The 19,947-nt window shown below is 66.3% G+C and carries 20 protein-coding genes and 1 pseudogene; 17 read left to right on the forward strand and 4 right to left on the reverse strand.

The window, feature by feature from the left end; genetic code table 11:
* The first annotated feature begins 284 nt into the window (after positions 1-284).
* The 6 genes from rsmD to FQS62_RS08765 all read left to right on the forward strand — a co-directional run bounded on the left by rsmD (position 285) and on the right by FQS62_RS08765 (position 5,100).
* Positions 285-863 (forward strand): 16S rRNA (guanine(966)-N(2))-methyltransferase RsmD, encoded by a 579-nt coding sequence (gene rsmD, locus FQS62_RS08740; protein ID WP_208043969.1) that lies wholly within the window; start codon positions 285-287, stop codon positions 861-863.
* A 26-nt stretch (positions 864-889) separates the two neighbouring features.
* Positions 890-1,399, forward strand: coding sequence for a pantetheine-phosphate adenylyltransferase (coaD, locus tag FQS62_RS08745; RefSeq protein WP_005409091.1), 510 nt, complete (start codon positions 890-892; stop codon positions 1,397-1,399).
* Between the two features lie 60 nt (positions 1,400-1,459).
* Positions 1,460-1,951, forward strand: a complete 492-nt coding sequence (locus FQS62_RS08750; protein ID WP_004153167.1) for a hypothetical protein — start codon at positions 1,460-1,462, stop codon at positions 1,949-1,951.
* 132 nt (positions 1,952-2,083) lie between these two features.
* Complete coding sequence (locus FQS62_RS08755) at positions 2,084-2,365, forward strand: YfhL family 4Fe-4S dicluster ferredoxin (RefSeq protein WP_004153175.1); 282 nt, start codon at positions 2,084-2,086, stop codon at positions 2,363-2,365.
* Positions 2,362-4,092: a gamma-glutamyltransferase gene (ggt, locus tag FQS62_RS08760; RefSeq protein WP_208043970.1), complete on the forward strand. Its 1,731-nt coding sequence runs from the start codon at positions 2,362-2,364 to the stop codon at positions 4,090-4,092. Before FQS62_RS08755 ends, ggt begins: the two co-directional genes overlap by 4 nt.
* Positions 4,093-4,212: 120 nt before the next feature.
* On the forward strand, positions 4,213-5,100 hold the full coding sequence (locus tag FQS62_RS08765; protein ID WP_049446254.1) for an MBL fold metallo-hydrolase: 888 nt from the start codon (positions 4,213-4,215) through the stop codon (positions 5,098-5,100).
* Positions 5,101-5,182: 82 nt separating this feature from the next.
* Here the strand turns inward: FQS62_RS08765 and FQS62_RS08770 are convergent, their stop codons facing one another.
* Complete coding sequence (locus FQS62_RS08770; RefSeq protein ID WP_049446255.1) at positions 5,183-5,476, reverse strand: PsiF family protein; 294 nt, start codon at positions 5,474-5,476, stop codon at positions 5,183-5,185.
* Positions 5,477-5,602: 126 nt separating this feature from the next.
* Here FQS62_RS08770 and FQS62_RS08775 point away from each other — a divergent pair, with 126 nt between their 5' ends.
* Both FQS62_RS08775 and FQS62_RS08780 read left to right on the forward strand, forming a co-directional pair.
* Positions 5,603-5,971, forward strand: a complete 369-nt coding sequence (locus tag FQS62_RS08775; RefSeq protein ID WP_099588851.1) for an ArsR/SmtB family transcription factor — start codon at positions 5,603-5,605, stop codon at positions 5,969-5,971.
* A complete protein-coding gene (locus tag FQS62_RS08780) occupies positions 5,943-6,422 on the forward strand; it encodes an SRPBCC family protein (protein WP_208043971.1) in 480 nt (159 codons plus the stop codon). Before FQS62_RS08775 ends, FQS62_RS08780 begins: the two co-directional genes overlap by 29 nt.
* Before the next feature lie 19 nt (positions 6,423-6,441).
* On the opposite strand, the gene upp is transcribed toward FQS62_RS08780, so the two are convergent.
* A complete protein-coding gene (gene upp / locus FQS62_RS08785) occupies positions 6,442-7,074 on the reverse strand; it encodes a uracil phosphoribosyltransferase (protein WP_057499348.1) in 633 nt (210 codons plus the stop codon).
* A 170-nt stretch (positions 7,075-7,244) separates the two neighbouring features.
* Here upp and FQS62_RS08790 point away from each other — a divergent pair, with 170 nt between their 5' ends.
* The 4 genes and pseudogenes from FQS62_RS08790 (at position 7,245) to FQS62_RS08805 (ending at position 12,909) form a co-directional block, all read left to right on the forward strand.
* Positions 7,245-9,806, forward strand: a complete 2,562-nt coding sequence (locus tag FQS62_RS08790) for a TonB-dependent receptor (RefSeq protein WP_208043972.1) — start codon at positions 7,245-7,247, stop codon at positions 9,804-9,806.
* Positions 9,806-10,921 (forward strand): NHL repeat-containing protein, encoded by a 1,116-nt coding sequence (locus tag FQS62_RS08795; protein ID WP_154348866.1) that lies wholly within the window; start codon positions 9,806-9,808, stop codon positions 10,919-10,921. The genes FQS62_RS08790 and FQS62_RS08795 overlap by 1 nt, the downstream gene beginning before the upstream one ends.
* A gap of 14 nt (positions 10,922-10,935) precedes the next feature.
* Positions 10,936-12,285 carry a purple acid phosphatase family protein gene (locus tag FQS62_RS08800; protein ID WP_226053537.1) on the forward strand — a complete coding sequence of 450 codons (1,350 nt, stop codon included), beginning with the start codon at positions 10,936-10,938 and terminating at the stop codon, positions 12,283-12,285.
* Between the two features lie 10 nt (positions 12,286-12,295).
* Positions 12,296-12,909: pseudogene (locus FQS62_RS08805) on the forward strand (inorganic diphosphatase).
* 19 nt (positions 12,910-12,928) lie between these two features.
* Here FQS62_RS08805 and FQS62_RS08810 read toward each other — a convergent pair.
* Positions 12,929-13,513 (reverse strand): hypothetical protein, encoded by a 585-nt coding sequence (locus FQS62_RS08810; protein ID WP_208043973.1) that lies wholly within the window; start codon positions 13,511-13,513, stop codon positions 12,929-12,931.
* A gap of 109 nt (positions 13,514-13,622) precedes the next feature.
* Here FQS62_RS08810 and FQS62_RS08815 point away from each other — a divergent pair, with 109 nt between their 5' ends.
* Together FQS62_RS08815 and FQS62_RS08820 are read left to right on the forward strand one after the other, a co-directional pair.
* The gene (locus FQS62_RS08815; protein WP_208044006.1) at positions 13,623-15,038 is read left to right on the forward strand and encodes a cryptochrome/photolyase family protein; all 1,416 of its coding nucleotides are present in this window, start codon (positions 13,623-13,625) and stop codon (positions 15,036-15,038) included.
* A gap of 140 nt (positions 15,039-15,178) precedes the next feature.
* Positions 15,179-15,874, forward strand: a complete 696-nt coding sequence (locus tag FQS62_RS08820) for a YiaD family glycine zipper/OmpA-like lipoprotein (protein ID WP_010484399.1) — start codon at positions 15,179-15,181, stop codon at positions 15,872-15,874.
* Positions 15,875-16,396: 522 nt separating this feature from the next.
* On the opposite strand, the gene FQS62_RS08825 is transcribed toward FQS62_RS08820, so the two are convergent.
* Positions 16,397-17,428 (reverse strand): LysR family transcriptional regulator, encoded by a 1,032-nt coding sequence (locus FQS62_RS08825; RefSeq protein ID WP_005409107.1) that lies wholly within the window; start codon positions 17,426-17,428, stop codon positions 16,397-16,399.
* Positions 17,429-17,575: 147 nt separating this feature from the next.
* Between FQS62_RS08825 and FQS62_RS08830 the strand changes: the two genes are divergently transcribed.
* The 3 genes from FQS62_RS08830 (at position 17,576) to FQS62_RS08840 (ending at position 19,889) form a co-directional block, all read left to right on the forward strand.
* Positions 17,576-17,803, forward strand: a complete 228-nt coding sequence (locus FQS62_RS08830; RefSeq protein ID WP_049414419.1) for a hypothetical protein — start codon at positions 17,576-17,578, stop codon at positions 17,801-17,803.
* Entirely contained in the window at positions 17,800-18,570 is a 771-nt protein-coding gene (locus FQS62_RS08835) for an SDR family NAD(P)-dependent oxidoreductase (protein ID WP_049446271.1), read from the forward strand. The genes FQS62_RS08830 and FQS62_RS08835 overlap by 4 nt, the downstream gene beginning before the upstream one ends.
* 92 nt (positions 18,571-18,662) lie before the next feature.
* A complete protein-coding gene (locus tag FQS62_RS08840) occupies positions 18,663-19,889 on the forward strand; it encodes an efflux RND transporter periplasmic adaptor subunit (RefSeq protein ID WP_057499355.1) in 1,227 nt (408 codons plus the stop codon).
* The last annotated feature ends 58 nt before the right edge of the window (positions 19,890-19,947 follow it).

Here is a 19,947-nt window from a genome sequence, read left to right on the forward strand (position 1 = left end):
GCACCCACCAGAGCAGAAAGCCGTTCCGACAGATCGCAGGAAACTGTCGAAGGCGGGGTGGGTCAGGTTGTGGGGGTGTCCGCGGCATGGATGCCGCGGCCAAGCCCCCATGGACGGGTTTACGGCGTCCCCCACAACCTGACCCGCCCCGCCAACCCACAGGAAACCAGCTTTTGAAGTTGCTTCGGCCGTTGCTTCGGACTCTGCGGGTGCCGGCCGCGGGCCGGCCGAACTACAATCCCGCTCATGCTGAATTTCTCGAATACCTCCCGCCGGGGGCGCCGATGAGCGGCCGTGGGGGCAATGACGGCCAGGTCCGCATCATCGGCGGGCGCTGGCGCAATACCCGTCTGCCGGTGCCGACCCTGCCGGGGCTGCGGCCCAGCAGCGATCGCGTGCGCGAGACCCTTTTCAACTGGTTGATGCCCAGGCTGGGCGGCGCGCGGGTGCTGGACCTGTTCGCCGGCAGCGGCGCGCTGGGCCTGGAAGCCGTCTCGCGCGGTGCCGCGCACGCCACTCTGGTCGAGCGCGACGCGCAGCTGGGACGCAATCTGGCCGCCGCCGTGGCCAAGCTGCAGGCCGCCGACCAGATCACGGTCGTGCAGGCCGATGCCGTGCGCTGGCTGCAGAGCGCGCCCGCGCAGCAGGCAGGCCTGGTCTTCATCGACCCGCCGTTCGCCGATGGCCTGTGGCAGGACGTGCTGGCCCAGCTGCCGCGGCATCTGGCTGCCGATGCCTGGCTGTACCTGGAATCGCCGGCCGGCCACGTGCCGATGCTGCCGCCGGACTGGCTGCTGCACCGCGAGGGCGGCACCCGTGAGGTGCGCTTTGCCCTGTACCGCCGCGCCACTGCTACACTTTGACCTCATCTGAACATCTGCATCCGCCCATGACCGTGGCCAACCGCCGCATTGCCGTCTACCCCGGCACGTTCGACCCCATCACCAACGGTCATATCGACCTGGTAAGCCGGGCCGCACCACTGTTCGAAAAGGTCGTGGTCGGCGTGGCACAGAGCCCGTCGAAGGGACCGGCACTGCCGCTGGAGCAGCGCGTGCAGCTGGCACGTGGCGCATTGGGCCACCACGGCAACGTCGAAGTCATCGGCTTCGACACCCTGCTGGCCCATTTCGTACGTTCGGTCCAGGGCGGGGTGCTGCTGCGCGGCCTGCGCGCGGTGTCCGATTTCGAGTACGAGTTCCAGATGGCCAGCATGAACCGCCATCTGATTCCGGAGGTCGAGACCCTGTTCCTGACCCCGGCCGAGCAGCACAGCTTCATTTCGTCCTCGCTGGTCCGCGAGATCGCGCGCCTGGGCGGCGACGTGTCCGGCTTCGTGCCGGCCGCGGTGCTCGAAGCCCTGCGCAAGGTCCGCGAAGCGAAGGCTGCACAGTCGTAAGCCCTGCTGTACCCGCACCCCATTACGTACAACACCACGCACCATTCCGGGAGGAAACCCATGAACACCACCATGCGCGCGATGCTGATCGCTTCGTTGGCCCTGGCCTTCACCGCCTGCAAGAAGGAAGAGGCCGCTCCGGTCGACGAGGCCAAGCAGGCCCTGGTCGCTCCGTCCAAGGACGACGATGCAGGCTGGAAGAAGTACCTGCAGGAAGTGGCCATCCAGAACATGGGCAACATCACCAACAGCCCGTTCCTGTACTACCTCTCGCCGGAGTCGGACCCGGACTTCCAGGCCAAGTACGAGCGCCAGACCGAGAGCGCGACCCAGGCCGTGGCCCGTGGCGTGCAGCCGGGCAACATGCTGGCCTTCGGTTCGTCGGCCTCGGGCAAGATGGCTGACATGATCCAGGCCGTCTTCAAGGACGTGTCGCCGGATTCGATGAAGGGCGTGCGCGTCGTCTTCATCGGCCAGTCGGCCGACAACGCCCGCGTACAGGCTGCGATCCAGCCGACCGGTGCCGAGTACATTTTCGTCGAAGCCAAGTAATACCGAGCCATGGCGGCCATGCTCCGGCATGGCCCGGGCGGCGTCCTGCAAGGGCGCCGCTGATGACCTGACCGGCCCGCGCGCCCGCGCTGGCCGGTCCTTTGTCCCAGGGCGCGGGCGAGGAGTATCGCCGTGTCGCTGAAAATCAACGAGCTCTGCGTCAACTGCGACGTATGCGAGCCGGCCTGCCCGAACCAGGCCATTGCGATGGGTGAAACCATCTACGTGATCGACCCTGCGCGCTGCACCGAATGCGTGGGTCATTTCGACGAGCCACAGTGCGTGGTCGTCTGCCCGGTCGAGTGCATCGACCCGGACCCGGAGATCGTGGAAACGGAAGACCAGCTGCTGGCCAAGCTGCGCCAGTTGCAGCACGATCACCCCGAACTCTACGCGGAGCCCCCATCCGAATGAAGACGCTGATCGTCCGCCCCCTGTTGCTGCTCGGCCTGCTGCTGAGCCCGATGGCCTGGGCCGACAGCCCGGCCCGTGCCGAGCGCCCCGACGGCGCAGCCATTGCCAGCGGCCACGCGCTGGCCACCCAGGCCGGCATCGACATCCTGGCGCAGGGCGGCAACGCCTTCGACGCCGCGGTGGCGGTGTCGTCCACGCTGGCGGTGGTCGAGCCAATCAGTTCCGGGCTGGGCGGCGGTGGCTTCTTCCTGCTGCACGACGCGGCCACCGGCAAGGACGTGATGCTGGACGCGCGCGAGACCGCGCCGGCCGCGGCAACTCCGCAGGCCTTCCTCGACAAGCAGGGCAACCTGGACCGTGATCGTTCGGTCAATGGTGCCTGGTCGGCCGGTATTCCCGGCCTGCCCGCGGCGCTGGTCGAGCTGTCAGCCAAGCACGGCAAGCTGCCGTTGTCGGCTTCGCTGCAGCCGGCGATCCGCATCGCGCGTGAAGGCTTCCCCGTGTACGACCGCATGGCCAAGGGCTATGCCTCGCGTCGCGAAGTGATGGAACGCTACCCCGGCACCCGTGAGGTCTACCTGCGCAACGGCAAGCCGATCGCCAGCGGCGATCTGTTCAAGCAGCCGGAACTGGCACAGACCCTGGAGCGCCTGGCCGCGGGTGGCTTCGATGGCTTCTACAAGGGCCAGACCGGCAAGCTGCTGCTGGCCGGCGTGAAGCAGGCCGGCGGCCAGTGGACCGCTGAAGAGCTGGCCGGCTACCGCGTGAAGCAGCGCGAGCCGATCGTGTTCAACTACAACGGGTGGAAGATCACCACCGCGCCGCCGCCGTCGTCCGGCGGCATCGCGCTGGCCAGCATGCTGCAGATCCTGGAAGGCTGGGACATCAAGAAGATGGACCCGGCACATCGCACCCATCTGGTGGTGGAGTCGATGCGTCGCGCCTACCGCGACCGCACCTTCTTCCTTGGTGATCCGGACTTCGTGCAGATCCCGCAGAAGGTGCTGACCAGCAAGGATTACGCACAGGGCCTGCGCGCGACCATCCATCCGGAGAAGGCCACGCCCAGCGACCTGCTGTCGGGCAACCCGACGCCGCTGGAAGACGACGAGACCACGCACTTCTCGATCATCGATCGTGACGGCAACCGTGTCGGCGCCACCCAGACCGTCAATCTGCTTTACGGCTCGGGGCTGATTCCCAAGGGCACCGGCGTGCTGCTGAACAACGAGATGGACGACTTCGCACTGAAGCCGGGCACGCCCAATGCGTTCGGCGTGATGGGCTATGAAGCCAATGCGCCGAAGGCGGGCAAGCGCATGCTCAGCTCGATGACGCCGACCTTCATGGAGAACGCCGACAAGGTGGTGGTGCTGGGCACCCCCGGTGGCAGTCGCATCATCACCATGGTGCTGCTGGGCATCCTGGGCTACGACGACGGCCTGGACGCGCAGCAGGTTGCCGCGCTGCCGCGCTACCACCACCAGTGGCTGCCGGACCTGATCGAAGCCGAGGACGATGCGTTCGACGCGGCGACGGTGAAGCAGCTGCAGGCGATGGGTCACAAGATCGACCTGCCGGGCGACGTTGCCGCCAGTGGCCGCGGTTCCAGCCACGTGTGGGGCAACCTGCAGACCGTGGAATGGGACCGCAAGGCGAACAAGCTGTTCGGCGGCAGCGACCCGCGCAATCCGGTGGGCAGTGCCCAGGTCGTACCGGCACACTGATCCGGTCGTGCTGGCCGTTGGCCGGCAATCTGGCCGATTACCGAAACCCCGCCTTTGCCGGCGGGGTTTTCTGTTTTCCTCCTAGCGATTATTTAACGAGCCGGCGCCGATAATCGACGCATGAAACTCTGGTCTATTCGTGGAAACTCGCAGCGCCTCGACGGCGGCGCGATGTTCGGCAACGCGCCGCGTGCGTTGTGGGAAAAATGGGCGGCACCGGACGAGCTCAATCGCATCGAGCTGGCCTGCCGTGCACTGCTTGCCAGCCCGCTGGAAGGCAAGACCGTGCTGTTTGAAACCGGTATCGGCGCGTTCTTCGATCCGCGCATGCGCGAGCGCTATGGCGTGCAGGAAAGCCAGCACGTGCTGATCGATTCGCTGCGCGAAGCCGGCTTCGAGCACGAGGATATCGACGTAGTGGTGCTCAGCCACCTGCACTTCGATCATGCCGGTGGCCTGCTGGCGGCGTGGAGCGAGGGTCGCGAGCCGGAACTGCTGTTCCCCAACGCAACCTACGTGGTCGGCGCGCAGCATTGGCAGCGCGCCGTGCAGCCACACCCGCGCGACCGCGCCAGCTTCATTCCGGAACTGCCCGGCCTGCTGCAGGCCAGTGGCCGCCTGGAAGTGGTGGACGGTGAATACTCCAAGGCGTTGGGGCGCAGCGTACGCTTCAGCTACAGCGACGGGCACACACCGGGGCTGATGCTGGCCGAGATCGTCGGCCATGCGCAGGCCGGCGAGGGGCCGCATGGCGGCGTGGTGTTCTGCGCCGACCTGATTCCCGGCCGTTCATGGGTGCACGTGCCGATCACCATGGGCTATGACCGCAACGCCGAGCTGCTGATCGACGAGAAGCGGCAGTTCCTCGAAGACAAGCTGGCGCGCAACGTGCGGCTGTTCTTCACCCACGACCCGCAGGTGGCACTGGCGCAGCTGGGCCGCGATGACAAGGGTCGTTTCGTGACCCTGCACGAGCAGGGTGAACTGAAGGCGCGCGCGTTGGGGTAATGAAATGGCCGGGCATTGCCCGGCCATTCACTGATGCCCGTGGATCCACGCCACGCGTGTATTGTTTTCCCGGTCGCGACCGTTACGACGCCTTCAGGCAGCTGCTCATGAAGGTCTTGCGCGCATCACCGGCGAGCTTCTTGGCACCCGCGTCAGCGTTGCACTTGCGCATGCGTTCCTGCTGCGCATTGACAGGCTTGGTGTCGGCGGCATGGCCGCTGAGGCAGGAACTCTGTGCGGTCTTGTAGGCATCACCCTTCAAACCCTTGTTCTTGGCCGAGCATTCGGCCATGCGCTGCTGCTGCGGCGTGGTGGCGTTGGCAGCCAGGGGCAGGCTGACCAGCAGGACAGCGGCCAGCAGGAAAGAAGCTTTCATCGACAGTACTCCAAGCGGTGGCGGGTGCGCGGAGCATTGGCCTGCGGGTAGCAAGACCACGTGAAGAATCATGCCCCGGCCGCGCCTGCTTGCAGCGGCATTCAGACCGGGGTATTACTTAGCCATATGGGTAAGTATTATCCCGCCATCCAAGACGTGTTCCAGGCACTGGCCGACCCCACCCGATGCGCGATCATAGCCGCGCTGGGGCAGGGGCCGCGCACGGTGTCGACGCTGGCCGAGCCTTTCAAAATGGCCTTGCCCTCGCTGATGAAACATCTGGCCGTGCTGGAGCGCAATGGCGTGGTGCGCAGCCACAAGCAGGGACGTGTACGCACCTGCGAACTGGTGCCGGAGCGCTTGGCCCAGGCCGAGCAATGGCTGGCCGGGCAGCGCGCCGTGTGGGAAGCGCGTGCCGACCGCATGGTCGAGTTTGTCGAAACCCTTCACCGACAGGAGCAGGCCCATGGCCGTAGACGCAGGCGACAACCCTGACACCGATCTGGTCATCAGCCGCGTGCTGAATGCACCGCGTGCCGCCCTGTGGCGGGCCTGGACCGACCCGGAACTGCTGCGTCAGTGGTGGTGCCCGAAGCCCTGGACCACCGAGGTGCGAGCGTTCGACCTGCGCCCCGGTGGGGCCTTCCACACCTTCATGCAGGGCCCCGACGGCGGCAGCAGTGACAACCCGGGCAGCTTCCTGGAGATCGTGCCGCAGCAGCGCCTGGTGTTCACCTCGATGCTCGGCCCGGGCTGGCAGCCGCAGTCACCGTGGTTGGGTTTCACCGCCATCATCACGATGGAGGACGAAGGGCAGGGCTGTCGTTACACCGCGCAGGTGATGCACCCGGACAACGCCCTGCGTGACCAGCATGAGCAGTTGGGCTTCTTCGACGGCTGGAACACCGTCATCGGCCAGCTGGAAGCGTTCGCAGCCGGCCTGTAGTACAGCGCTTGGGGTCGGATCAGCCGACGCGGGTACCGAAGATGCGGTCGCCGGCATCGCCCAGGCCCGGCAGGATGTAGCCCTTGTCGTTGAGCTGGGCATCGACGGCCGCGGTGTAGATCTCCACGTCCGGGTGCACGGCCTTGACCGCTTCGATGCCTTCCGGCGCGGCCACCAGGAAGATGCCCTTGATGCGGCGGGCGCCGGCACGCTTGAGCATGTCGATGGTGGCGATCAGCGTGCCGCCGGTGGCCAGCATCGGGTCCAGGATCAGCGCGTCGCGCTCTTCCAGGCGGCCGGTCAGGCGCTCGAAGTAGGGCACCGGCTGCAGGGTTTCCTCATCGCGCTGCAGGCCGACCACGCTGACGCGGGCGGCCGGGATCAGCGACAGCACGCCACTGAGCATGCCCAGGCCAGCGCGCAGGATCGGCACCACGGTGATCTTGGCGCCCGCAATGCGCTGCACGGTGACCGGGCCGGCCCAGCCGGGCAGGGTGTGCGGCTCGGTATCCAGGTCGGCGGTGGCCTCATAGGCCAGCAGCGTGCCGAGCTCGTTGGCCAGCTCGCGGAAGTCCTTGGTGCTGAGCGCAGCGTTGCGCATCAGGCCGATCTTGTGCTGCACCAGCGGGTGGCGCACTTCGACGATCTTCATGGTCGGAAGGGGGGAGAGAAGGAGAGAGAGCGCCATTTTGCCGGATTGGCGGGCCGAACCCAAACCTGGCCCGGAGCGGTGTTACTCGAAATGTGCAGACGCATGTCACGGCCATGCAACCTTGCGGACATACCGTGCAGACCCATTCTTAACAGGAATGGGGATTCCCAGTGCATATCAAGACTCCGTTGGCCGTTGCCATCACCCTGACCCTGGCAATGGGGGCCGCAGCACCGCTGCAGGCCGCCGGGCAGCAGACGGTAGCCGCCACCGGCGCCGTGGCGTCGGATGCAGTCGACCTGGACCGCATCGAGGTGCGTGCCCAGCTCGAATCGCAGATCCGCGCAGTCGACCTCAAGCGAAGCAGCGACGCCATCGAGGACGCAGTGTCCTCCGATGCTCTGGGCCAGTACCCGGACAAGAACGTGGCCGAGTCGCTGCAGCGCCTGCCAGGCATCAGCGTGACCCGCGACCAGGGCGAAGGCCGCTTCGTGGTCATCCGTGGCCTGGACGCCAACCTCAACAGCGTCAGCGTAGATGGCATCGCGGTCGGCACGCCGGAGGATTCCAGCCGTGCCGCGCCGCTGGACGTGATCCCGTCCGACTCCACCGAGCGCCTGCGCGTGGTCAAGTCGCCGACCCCGGACATGCCCGGTGATGCCATCGGCGGCGCCGTGCTGGTGGAATCGGCCTCGGCCTTCGACCGCGACGGTCGCAGCCTGCGCGGCAAGATCGAGGGCAGTCACCAGCAGCTGTCAGGCGAGACAAGCCCCAAGGCCGCCTTCAACTACAGCGAAGTGTTCAACGACACGTTCGGCGTGGCGTTGGGCGTGAACTACCAGAAGCGCCGGTTCGAGTCGGACAACACCGAAGTGGAGTACGACGGCGAGGACGATGCCGCCCCCGGTGACGTGACCGCGATCAACCTGCAGCACCGCAAGTACGAGATCGAGCGCAAGCGCATCGGTGCCAACCTCAACCTCGACTGGCGGCCGAACGACGACAGCAAGTACTACCTGCGCACGCTCTACAGCCAGTTCGATGATGCGGAGACCCGCCAGCGCGTGATCTTCAACTTCGACGACGCGAAGATGGTCAAGACCGGCACCGACCAGTACCGCCTGGATGGCATGCCGAAGGATTCGATCGACAAGCGCATGCGCTACCGCACCAAGAAGGAAAACACCTTCGCGGCCAGTCTCGGTGGCGAGAACAAGCTGACCAACGCCGTGGTCGATTACCGGATCGGCTACACCCGCACCGAGGAGCGGGTGAACGACGAGATGGAGGCGCGCTTCAAGCTCAACGGCAAGGCCTTCAACGGCACGCTTGACCAGCGCAGCCGCCTGCCCAGCTACAGCTTCGACAACCCGCAGTGGCTGGACAACAGCAACTATGCGTTCGACCGCTTCGTACTCTCGCCCAAGCAGGTGAACGACAAGGAGCACAGCGCGCAGGTCAACGTACGCTTCGACGGCGACAGCAGCAGCATCAAGTTCGGCCTGCTGGGACGCTGGCGCGACCGCGACGTGAATGTGGACGAGCGCGAACTGCGCGTCGGCCCGAAGGTGGCGCTGTCGAGCTGGAGCACCTCCTCGCCCGAACACCGCCACGGCAACCTGGGTGACGGCATGGATTCGGCCGCGATGCGCGCCTTCTGGGCCGCCAACGGTGGCCAGTACAGCGCCCGCCCGCAGGATGCCGGTGGCAACGCGATGACATCGCTGGAAGAGGACTACGTTGCCAGCGAAGACATCTTCGCCAGCTATGCGATGGGTACCTGGGACGTGGGCGCGCTGCGTATCATTGGCGGCGTGCGCGTGGAAAACACCCAGTTCAAGGCGGTTGGCAACCAGGTGGACGTGGCCGCCAACGGCCGCAGCTTCACCGTCACCCCGCGCGTGGCCAACAGCAGCTATACCAACGTGCTGCCGGGCCTGCACCTGCGCTATGACGCTGCAGACGACTGGGTGCTGCGTGCCTCGGCCAACAAGACCGTATCGCGCCCCTCGTTCGGTGACATTTCACCGCGCGTGGGCTACAGCCGCGGTGACGAGGAAGTGCGCCTGGGCAATCCGGAACTGGACCCGTACGAGTCGAAGAACATCGACCTGTCGGTGGAGAAGTACATCGGAAGCACCGGCATCGTCTCGCTGGGCCTGTTCCACAAGTCCATCGACGGCTACATCGTGGAGACCGTGCGCACCAACGACCCGGCTTACGGCGGCTTCGACGTGACCCAGCCGATCAACGGCCGCAAGGCCACCGTGCGTGGTGCCGAGTTCAACTGGCAGCAGCAGCTGGCCTTCCTGCCTTCCGGGCTGGATGGACTGCTGGTCGGTGCCAGTGGCACCTGGCTGGATACCAAATTCGATGCCGGCATCAAGGACCGTGCGGGGGAGGATTTCACGCTGCCGCGCGCCTCCAAGCATGTCTACAGCGCACACATCGGCTATGAAAAGTACGGTGTGAGCACGCGCCTGGCGGCGGTATACCGCAGCGAGTACCTGGACAGCATCGGCAAGGGCCGCGCGTTCGACATCTATGTTGCACCCAACACCCAGCTCGATTTCTCGCTGGATTACAAGTTCACCCCGCGGGTGAGCATGTACTTCGAGGCGCAGAACCTGCTGGACAAGCCGCTGGAGCTGTACCAGGGCACGCGTTCGCGCACCCTGCAGATGGAAGAATATGGCCGCACCTATGCGCTGGGCCTGAAGGTGGCACTGTGATGGCGCGTGGCATCACTGCCCTGGCCGCCGCGCTGGCCGTTGCACTGGCCGCCGGCTGCACACCGTCCGCTGGCAACGATCCTGCCATGGCCGCGACGCCGGCGAAGGCCAGCGGCGAGCGCACGGTGACCACCATCGCCGAGGCGTTCCTTTCGCCGATGACCCCGGCTGACAACATCGATTCGCCGGCGGCCTGGCGCGCTCCGGATGGCATGCTGTGGTTGATCGCCACGGCCAAGGCGACCGACAAGCTGGTGGTCTACGATGGCAGCACCGGCCAGCACCTGCGTGACGTGGGCAGCAGCGGCACCGCACCGGGGCAGTTCGACCGCCCAAACGGCATCGCGGTGACCGACGACCTGCTGTGGATCGTGGAGCGCGACAATCACCGCGTGCAGGTGCTGAGCCTGCCGGACTTCGCGCCGCTGGCGACCTTCGCTGCGGACGACCTGCGCAAGCCGTACGGGCTGTGGGTCGACCGCCGTGCCGATGGCTACAGCGTCTACGTCACCGACTCCTGGGACAACGGCGAGGATGCGCAGGGGCGTGACATCCTGCCGCCGCTGGCCGAGCTGGACAAGCGCGTGCGCCAGTACCACGTGACCCGCGACGGTGCGAAGGTCGAGGCGAAGCTGGTGGCCAGCATCGGTGACACCACCGCGGCCGGTGCGCTGCGCGTGGTCGAGTCGATCTGGGGCGATCCGGACAACGACCGCCTGCTGATTGCGGAAGAGGACGAGAGCTACGCCAGCGAGTTCAAGGTCTATACCCTGGCGGGCCGCTTCACCGGCACCACGTTCGGCCGCGAGGTGTTCAAGGCGCAGGCCGAAGGCGTGACCCTGCGCACCTGTGGCAAGGACGGATGGTGGATCACCACCGAACAGGGCAAGCAGCGCAGCGTATTCCACCTGTTCGACCGTCACACGCTGAAGCCGGTCGGCGCGTTCCAGGGCAATACCGTGGCCAACACCGATGGCATCTGGATGATGCAGCAACCCAGCGCGCGCTTCCCGCACGGTGCGCTGTATGCCGTGCACGACGACCAGGGCGTGGTGGCCTTCGACTGGGAGAGCATCGCCAAGCAGTTGGCGCTGCCGCTGGAGTGTGGCGCATGAGCGGGCAGTGCGTGATGCGTACGCTGGCGCTGGGCCTGATGCTGGCGTTGCCGTCCCTGTCGTTCGCAGCGGCCGAACCGAATACCCAGGTGCCGGCGGGCAGCCGGCACTACGCAGCGACGACGGTACCGGACCGCATCGTCGCCTCGCCGGCGGTCGACCCCAGCCATGGGTTCGCCGTGGCCTGGCGTACCGACGGCAGCGTGCAGGCACCGCTGCTGGAGATTGCCCTCGCCGATGATTCGCCGGCCATCGAGGGCATCCGCCAGGTGCGCGCAACGACCCGTGCGCTGCAGACCGAGAACGGTCTGTCGCATCATCATCGCGCCGACATCAGCGGCCTGCAGCCGGATACCCAGTACGTCTACCGCGTGCAGGGCAATGGCAGCTGGAGCGCCTGGAACCAGTTGCGTACGCTGGCCGCCGCCGACCAGCCGCTGACCCTGCTGTACTTCGGTGATACCCAGAACAAGAACGTCAGCCACGTCAGCCGGGTGGTGCGTGCCGCGCAGAAGGCTGCACCGCAGGCGCGCATGAGCCTGTTTGCCGGCGACCTGGTCAGCGGTGGCGACAACATGGATGACAGCGAGTGGGGCGAGTGGTTTGCTGCTACCAGCTGGCTGGCGCAGGAAACCCTGGTGGCCCCGGCCATCGGCAACCACGAGTACTTCGAGGAATTCGAGGACACCCCGCAGGAACGCCGCGTGCTGGGCAAGCATTGGCCGGTCACGTTCGCGCTGCCGGGCAATGGCGCCAGCGCCGCACAGCAGACAAGCTACTGGTTCGATGCGCAGGGCGTGCGCGTGGCCGTGGTCGATGGCACGTCGGCCCTCGACCTGGGCACCGCCAAGGCACAGGCACAGTGGCTGGACAAGGTACTGAGCGGCAATCCGCAGCCGTGGACCATCGTGCTGCTGCACCAGCCGTTCTATTCGCCGCGCGAAGGGCGTGAGAACGCCGCGCTGCGTGACGTGCTGTTGCCGGTGGTACGCCGCCACAACGTCGATCTGGTGCTGCAGGGCCACGATCACACCTATGGCCGTCGTGGCGAAGGGCAGGCGGCGACGCCACAGTATGTGGTGACCGTGGCCGGACCGAAGCAGTACCGCCTTTCCGACGAAGCACGCAGGACGATGCATCCGGTGGCCGAGGACACCCAGCTGTTCCAGGTGCTGAATATCGACCCACAGCACCTGCGCTATGAAGCCCGCACCGTGACCGGTCGTCTCTACGACGCCTTCGAACTGCGCCGCGATGCCAACGGTAGCAAGCTGCGCACGGAGCTGACCGAAGGCCGCATCACGCCACGCGACTGCCCGCGCGCGCAGACCGCCAAGGGGCGTGCCGACCGCTGCTGGGAATGAGGAGACGCACATGAACGCGCCCCGTCGCATCGTTCCTCTCGCTGCCATCGGTGCCGCCCTGTTGTTGCTGGCCAGTGCGGTGACCGCTGCCGATACCGTGTTGCATCCGTTCCTGGTGGCGCAGCCGAAGCAGGCCCCGCAGGAGGTGAATCTGGCGGTGGAGATTCCGGCCGGCAGCTTCACCAAGTACGAGATCAAGGAAGACGGTCTGGTGCATGTGGACCGCTTCCAGTCGATGCCGGTGGCTATCCGGCCAACTACGGCTCGATGCCGCGCACCCTGGCCGGTGACAATGATCCGCTGGATGCGCTGGTGCTGACCCGCGAACCGCTGCATCCGGGCGTGATCGTGCGCTTCCGGCCGATCGGCTACCTGAAGATGATCGACGGCGGTGAGCACGACGAGAAGATCATCGGCGTGCCGACCGACAAGGTCGACCCGACCTACGCCACTATCCGCGATCTGCAGGATTTACCGGAGATCGAGCGCCAGCGCATCGAGGCGTTCTTCCGGGTCTACAAGGACCTGCCGACGGGGCGCAACCCGGTGCAACTCAACGGCTGGGGCAACGCCGCCGAAGCGCGTGCGCTGATCAGCAAGGCGATGGAGCGCTTCGAAAAGTAGATCCACGCCATGCGTGGATTCACCCCAGCAACGTCTCGATGAAGGCCTCGGCCTGCAGGCGGTCGCCCAGCACCCGGGCCACTGCCTGCACGGCAGCTTCCTGGTATTCGGCGCGGATGCCGCCGCCGTCGTCATCGTTGTAGAGATCATCTCCGGCTTCCAGATACACAGTGCCGGCCGCGGCCAGAATGGCCATCAGGGTCGGCAGGTCGTCGACAAGTGTGTCCTGCTCCCATCGTCCACAGCCATGTCGTGCGAACAGCACGCGGCCATCGTCCAGGTCGAGGATGAAAGGATCGGCGCCGAGATCGGCCACAACCAACCAGTTGGCGGGCCAGTCTTCGATCGCCTCGCCGCTGATGCCGTTCCAGCGGTAACCGGCCTGATGGCGCCACAGCCGTTGCAGCGGTGGCACCCACACCTCGAGCCCGGGGATGGTGATGCCGGCATGGCCAACCCTGGCGTTGATCTCGCGCCCCAGTGGCCCGACCTGCGCGTAGAAGCGCGCCAGCACCGATGGCAGCGGAAAGGGTCCGTCCCAGTCACGTTCATCCTGGGCCTGCAGCAGGCCGAAGCGAGCGAAGGGAGCGTGCAGCTCATCCATGGCGCAGGTGTTCCAGTAACGGGCCCGGCAGCCTAGCAGACCCCGCCGCGCGCAACGCCTTCACCGCCGCTGGCTATCATGTGCGGCATCCAGAACGAAGGCGATGCACGTGTCGGTAGCGTTGGTGTGGTTTCGCCGTGATCTACGGCTGCAGGACAATCCGGCCCTGCAGGCCGCGCTCGATGCCGGCCATGAAGTGGTACCGGTCTACATCCATGCGCCGCAGGAGGAGGGTGAGTGGTTGCCGGGCGCAGCATCGGACGCGTGGCGCCATCGCTCACTGGCCGCGCTCGACGCCGACCTGCGCGCGCGCGGTTCGGCCCTGGTACTGCGCAGCGGCGAGAGCCTGGCTACGCTGCAGGCGCTGATCGAGCAGACCGGCGCCGAGGCGGTGTACTGGAACCGCAAGTACGAACCGGCCACACAGCCGCGTGACGCCACCATCAAGCGCGCGCTGCGCGAGCAGGGCATCGACGCGCAGAGCTGCAATGGCAGCCTGCTGTTCGAGCCCTGGGACATCGCGACCCAGCAGGGCCAGCCTTACAAGGTGTTCACTCCCTACTGGCGCAACGTGCTCAGTCATTGGCGCCTGCCCGCATTGCAGGCCGCACCGAAGGCGCTGGCGGCGCACGCGGTCGACAGCCTCGCACTGGATGATCTCCAGCTGGCACCGACGCTGGACTGGGATACCGGCTTCTGGGAGCACTGGCAACCGGGCGAGGCTGGCGCGCTGGAGGCGTTGTCCGTGTTCGAGGACGGTGCGTTGCGCGGTTACCGCGAGCAGCGCGACCTGCCGGATCGCGTGGGCACCTCGCGGCTTTCGCCGCACCTGCATTTCGGCGAAATCGCACCGTGGCGCATTGCCCACGCGCTGGAAGGCCTGCGCAGTGCGGGCACCGACGCCGACATCGACGGCTACCTGCGCCAGCTCGGCTGGCGTGATTTCGCCTACCACCTGCTGCATCACTTCCCGAAGACGCCCACCGACAACCTCAACCCGCGCTTTGACCGTTTCCCTTGGGCCACGCCCACTGCAGCGCAACTGCACGACTGGCAGCGCGGCAATACCGGCGTGCCTATCGTCGATGCCGGCCTGCGCGAGCTGTGGCACACCGGCTACATGCATAACCGGGTGCGGATGATTGTGGCCAGCTACCTGTGCAAGCACCTGCGTGCGCACTGGCTGCAGGGCGCACGCTGGTTCTGGGACACTCTGGTCGATGCCGACCTGGCCAATAACACGATGGGCTGGCAATGGGTGGCCGGAACCGGTGCCGATGCTGCGCCGTACTTCCGCGTGTTCAACCCGGTCACCCAGGCCGAGAAGTTCGACCCACAGGCCCGCTACATCAGCCTCTGGGTGCCCGAGCTGGCGGCACTGCCGGTGAAGGCGCGTTTCGCGCCGTGGCAGCATCCGCTACTGCTGGCGGCGCATGCCCCGGGCTATCCGCGTACCCCGCTGGTGGATCTGGCGGTTGGCCGCGACGCAGCGTTGGCGGCTTACCGCCAGTCGGGAGAAGGGTAAAGTGGCGGCTGAGTGATCCAGTCAGTTAGCTGAACGCGGCCCTGTCGCCACGCCGCATCATCATTCCGGCATCGCATCGGGCTGTTTATTCTCTCTGCGCCCGCAAGCCGCCGGCCCGACCGGAAACCAAGGAGAACCCCATGATCCGCAACACTACCCGCAACGTCGCACTGGCTCTGATGAGTGCGGCCGTCCTGTCGGCCTGCGCCACTGGCGGCTCCTATGTGCAGAGTGACCAGTACGGCAACCCGACCGAGCAGCAGAACCGCACCGGCCGCAATGCGCTGATCGGCACCGCGATTGGTGTGGCCGCTGGCCTGCTGACCGGCGACAGCGCCACCGAGCGTCGTCAGCACGCACTGATCGGTGCCGGTATCGGTGCGCTCAGCGGCGCCGCCGTCGGCCAGTACCAGGATCGCCAGGAACGCGCGCTGCGCGAGCGCACTGCCAACACCGGCATCGATGTGCAGCGCCAGGGCGACAACATCATGCTGAACCTGCCGGACGGCATCACCTTCGACTTCGGCAAGTCGACCCTGAAGCCGCAGTTCTACGGTTCGCTCAACGGCGTGGCAGGCACCCTGCGCGACTACAACCAGACCATGATCGAAGTGGTCGGCCACACCGACAGCATCGGCAGCGACGCGGTGAACAACCGCCTGTCGAAGGAACGTGCCGACTCGGTCGCGCAGTACCTGATCGGCCAGGGCGTGCAGAGCGTACGTATCGAAACGCTGGGTGCCGGCAAGTCGTACCCGATTGCCGACAACAGCACCGATGCCGGCCGTGCAAAGAACCGCCGCGTCGAAATCCGGGTGATTCCGCTCAAGCAGTAACGCGTAGCGTTACTGCTGTTCCGGCGTAGCCGGAACGAAAATGCCGCCCTTGCAGGCGGCATTTTCTGTAGGTGCCGAGCTTGCTCGGCGCACCGATAGCGTTCCCGTTCGCGGCTTCTCCGAACGGCGCCGACCAAGGTCGGCATCTACCGGTAGCTCGGCCTGGCCGGAACGAAAATGCCGCCCTTGCAGGCGGCATTTTCTGTAGGTGCCGAGCTTGCTCGGCACGCCGATAGCGCTTCCGGTTGCGGCTTCTCCGAACGGCGCCGACCAAGGTCGGCATCTACCGGTAGTTCGGCGTAGCCGGAACGAAAATGCCGCCCTTGCAGGCGGTATTTTCTGTAGGTGCCGAGCTTGCTCGGCACGCCGATAGCGCATGTAGAGTCGAGCCGTGCTCGACTCCTCTTCTGGTAGATGCCGACCTTGGTCGGCGCGGTCCCAACAGCAGTCGAGCATGGCTCGACTCTACAGAACGCCGCGCCGCGCGCTGGCCAGATCCATGCCGTGCGTGGATGCGTCCGGTTACGCCGCCGAAGCGGCCACCTTCTCGAGGATCCGCTTGCCGCTGCTTTCCAGCGCGGCGTCTTCCTTTTCCTTCTGCTGCTGCGCCAGCTTCGCGCCTGGGCATTGCGCCAGCATATAGTTGGCATCGAAGTTGAGCTTCTCGACCAGGAAGTCGACGAACGCACGTACCTTCGGCGAAACCAGGCGGCCGCCAGCGAACACAGCGTTGAAGTCCACTTCCGGGCCGGTCCAGCCGGCCAGCACGCGGCGCACCATGCCCGATTCAACAAACGGCTTGGCCATCACGTCGCCGGTCAGCAGCAGGCCTTCGCCACACACCAGCGCACCGTTCAACGCAGACATGTCGTTGGCGGTCATCAGCGGGGTGACCGGGAAGTCGCGCAGCTCGCCGCCGTTCTCGCCCAGCTGCCAGGTGAAGCGCGGCGAGTTGCCGGTGTGGTACGGCTTGCGCATCGCCAGGATGCGATGGAACTGCAGTTCTTCCGGATGCAGCGGTTCGCCATAGCGCTCGATGTAGGCCGGGCTGGCGAACACCTGCGTACGCAGGCTGCCCAGCTTGCGCGCCACCAGGTTGGAATCGGGCAGGGCACCGACACGCAGCGCAAGATCCGCTTCACCAGCAATCAGGTCCAGCTTCTCGTTGCCCATATGCATGTCCAGGCGGATCTCTGGATACTGCGCATGGAACTGGCCCAGCAGCGGGGCGATCCAGGTGATGCCGATTGAATAGGGCACGGTGAAACGCAGCCAGCCACGCGGGCCGGACTGCAGCTGGCTCACTGCGCTCTCGGCTTCTTCCAGCTCGCGCGCAATGCGCTGGCAATGCTCGTGGTAGATCGAACCGGCTTCGGTGAGGCCGAGGCGGCGCGTGGTCCGGTGCAGCAGGCGCGCACCCAGGCGCGTTTCCAGTTCCTGCACTTTGCGGCTGACCGTGGTCTTGGGCAGGCCGAGCGATTTGGCAGCGGCAATGAAGCTGCCTTGCTCGACCACTTTGACGAAGATCAGCGTCTCGTTGAGATCGTGGGACATGGTCGGGGATCCTGGACGTCGGGGATGGGACAATCGTGACAGAACGATTGGACCGGGAGCGGGATGATTATTCCCCTTAATCAGGACTAATCAAGTAAAGGTTTGAGGTCTATCGTGGCGCCATTCGTTAATTGGAGCCCGTCCGCCATGAGCCTGCGCAACATTCTTGCCCGACTCCGGAACGCCGGCCAGAACACCCTGGACCTGGCGATGACCGTCGAAGCCCGTCCGAGTTCCTTGGTACACAAGGACTTCCGTGAGTTTACCGCGCCCATGCGTCAGCAGCGTGGCGGTGCCATCCGCCTGGTCCCGCACAAGGGTGACCGGCTGCGTCGAATCGGGACTATCCCGGATTTGGGAGGAAATGTCCCGTGAATGGGATACTGACGCCCGAAGTCCTGGTCCTCGGCGGCACCGGTGCCGTCGGCCAGGGCGTGGTGGGTGCATTGCTGGAAGCCGGAAGCCCGGTGCTGGTGGTCGGTCGTGATCCAGGCCGGCTGGCGGCGCTGCATGAGCAGTTCGCTGACGAGCCGGGCCTGGAGACGCTGCTGGGTTCGCTCAGCGATGACGGCTCGGCCCGTGCATTGGCCGAACGCATTGCGCATCGCCCGCGCCCGCTGGCAGCGGTGATCGCCGCAATGGGCGGCCCTTACCGCCGCGGCCGGGTGACCGACCGCAACGGCGATGAACTGCTGGGCGCGATGCAGGCCGATCTGATGCCGCACGTGCACGCAGTGCGTCATCTGCTGCCGCTGCTGCAGGACAACGTGCATGCGCGCCGCTACGTGATGATCGGCAGCCCGGCCAACGCCAAGCCATGGGCAGGCTACGGCGAGACCTCGATCACTACCGCCGCGCTGCGCATGTACGCGCAGGTGGTGCACCAGGAAGCGCAGGCGCTGGGGGTGCGTGCGCAGATGCTGGAAGTCTGCAGCCCCGTCTGCACCCCGGCCAACGCGGCCAATGCCTGCATCGAGTGGCCCAGCTCGCTGCTGGTCGGCCGCCGCGTGGTCTCGCTGCTGGATGGTTGCCGCGACAACCGCGCCATCGTCCGCTGCGACAGCAGTGATGCCGAATTGCCGCGCGGCCTGCTGCACCTGGACGTTCCTCCCCTCTGGCGCGATACCGCGGGCGTCGCTTGACCTCGACCACGGTTGAGGTCGCAGGATACGCCGCCTGTTTTTTGCAACACGTTCTCATCTAGCTGTACCACCCCTCCGTACGGATGCATGCCATGACTTCCCCCAATTCCACCCCACATCGTTTCGGTCATCGCATTGCGATGGCCGGCGTGTCGATCCTCGCCGCGGCCGTGCTGGCGGCCTGCAGCGGCGGCCATGCCGAAGAAGCCGGTGCACCGCCGCCGCCGCAGGTCAGCGCCGCGCCGGTGCTGGTCAAGCAGGTCAGCCAGTGGGACGAGTTCAGCGGCCGCGTCGAAGCGGTACAGAGCGTTGAACTGCGTCCGCGCGTGTCCGGCTACATCGACAAGGTCAACTACGTCGAAGGCCAGGAAGTGAAGAAGGGCGAAGTGCTCTTCACCATCGACGCGCGCAGCTACCAGGCCGAGTATGATCGCGCTGCCGCCGAACTCGCCCGTGCCCGCACCCAGGCCACGCTGGCCCGTAGCGAATCCGAGCGTGCCAAGCGTCTGTCTGAGCAGCAGGCCATTTCCACCGAGACGGCCGAGCAGCGTCGTGCCGCCGCCGATCAGTCCGGCGCCGCCGTGCAGGCCGCGCAGGCGGCCCTGGATGCGGCCCGCCTCAACCTGGAGTTCACCAAGGTGCGTGCACCGATCGACGGCCGTGCCGGCCGCGCGATGGTCACCGCCGGCAACCTGGTCACCGCCGGCGACAGCGCCAGCGTACTGACCACGCTGGTTTCGCTGGATACCGTGTTCGTCTACTTCGATGCCGACGAAAGCACCTTCCTGCGCTACGCACAGATGGCACGCAAGGGCGAGCGCCCCAGCGAGCGTGACAGCGAGCTGCCGGTGAAGGTCGGTCTGTCCGGTGAGGAGGGGTACCCGCACGCGGGCAAGGTCGACTTCCTCGACAACCAGGTCGCCCGCAGCACCGGCACCATCCGTGTCCGCGCACTGCTGGACAACGCCGACCGCCAGTTCACCCCGGGCCTGTTCGCCCGCGTGCAGCTGCTCGGCAGCGGCCAGTTCCAGGCCCTGCTGATCGACGACAAGGCCGTGCTGACCGACCAGGACCGCAAGTACGTGTACGTGGTCGACAAGGATGGCAAGGCCCAGCGCCGTGACATCCAGCTCGGCCGCACCGCCGACGGCCTGCGCATTGTCGAGCACGGCCTGGCCGCCGGCGACAAGGTGATCATCGACGGCGTGCAGAAGGTCTTCATGCCGGGCATGCCGGTGCAGGCAAAGGCCGTGGCGATGCAGCCACAGGCCGCGAAGCCCGCACCGGGCCGCGATGCCACCGCTGCGCTGAACCACTGATCCGCCGGCTCCTGATCCGCGTCCCCGCTTAGCTGCCGGCGCCAGCGGCAGCCGTTCC

Origin of the sequence: Stenotrophomonas sp. SBJS02 (assembly GCF_020428325.2) — a bacterium.
GTDB classification, from domain to species: domain Bacteria; phylum Pseudomonadota; class Gammaproteobacteria; order Xanthomonadales; family Xanthomonadaceae; genus Stenotrophomonas; species Stenotrophomonas africana.

Excerpts from the sequence above, each read along its gene's own strand:
- FQS62_RS08840 (WP_057499355.1), top strand. The coding sequence starts at position 18,663 with ATGACTTCCCCCAATTCCACCCCACATCGTTTCGGTCATCGCATTGCG.
- rsmD (WP_208043969.1), top strand. The coding sequence starts at position 285 with ATGAGCGGCCGTGGGGGCAATGACGGCCAGGTCCGCATCATCGGCGGG.
- FQS62_RS08825 (WP_005409107.1), bottom strand. The coding sequence starts at position 17,428 with ATGTCCCACGATCTCAACGAGACGCTGATCTTCGTCAAAGTGGTCGAG.
- FQS62_RS08810 (WP_208043973.1), bottom strand. The coding sequence starts at position 13,513 with ATGGATGAGCTGCACGCTCCCTTCGCTCGCTTCGGCCTGCTGCAGGCC.
- FQS62_RS08750 (WP_004153167.1), top strand. The coding sequence starts at position 1,460 with ATGAACACCACCATGCGCGCGATGCTGATCGCTTCGTTGGCCCTGGCC.
- FQS62_RS08770 (WP_049446255.1), bottom strand. The coding sequence starts at position 5,476 with ATGAAAGCTTCTTTCCTGCTGGCCGCTGTCCTGCTGGTCAGCCTGCCC.
- FQS62_RS08820 (WP_010484399.1), top strand. The coding sequence starts at position 15,179 with ATGATCCGCAACACTACCCGCAACGTCGCACTGGCTCTGATGAGTGCG.
- coaD (WP_005409091.1), top strand. The coding sequence starts at position 890 with ATGACCGTGGCCAACCGCCGCATTGCCGTCTACCCCGGCACGTTCGAC.
- FQS62_RS08795 (WP_154348866.1), top strand. The coding sequence starts at position 9,806 with ATGGCGCGTGGCATCACTGCCCTGGCCGCCGCGCTGGCCGTTGCACTG.
- FQS62_RS08800 (WP_226053537.1), top strand. The coding sequence starts at position 10,936 with ATGCGTACGCTGGCGCTGGGCCTGATGCTGGCGTTGCCGTCCCTGTCG.
- FQS62_RS08830 (WP_049414419.1), top strand. The coding sequence starts at position 17,576 with ATGAGCCTGCGCAACATTCTTGCCCGACTCCGGAACGCCGGCCAGAAC.
- upp (WP_057499348.1), bottom strand. The coding sequence starts at position 7,074 with ATGAAGATCGTCGAAGTGCGCCACCCGCTGGTGCAGCACAAGATCGGC.
- FQS62_RS08765 (WP_049446254.1), top strand. The coding sequence starts at position 4,213 with ATGAAACTCTGGTCTATTCGTGGAAACTCGCAGCGCCTCGACGGCGGC.
- ggt (WP_208043970.1), top strand. The coding sequence starts at position 2,362 with ATGAAGACGCTGATCGTCCGCCCCCTGTTGCTGCTCGGCCTGCTGCTG.
- FQS62_RS08775 (WP_099588851.1), top strand. The coding sequence starts at position 5,603 with ATGGGTAAGTATTATCCCGCCATCCAAGACGTGTTCCAGGCACTGGCC.
- FQS62_RS08780 (WP_208043971.1), top strand. The coding sequence starts at position 5,943 with ATGGCCGTAGACGCAGGCGACAACCCTGACACCGATCTGGTCATCAGC.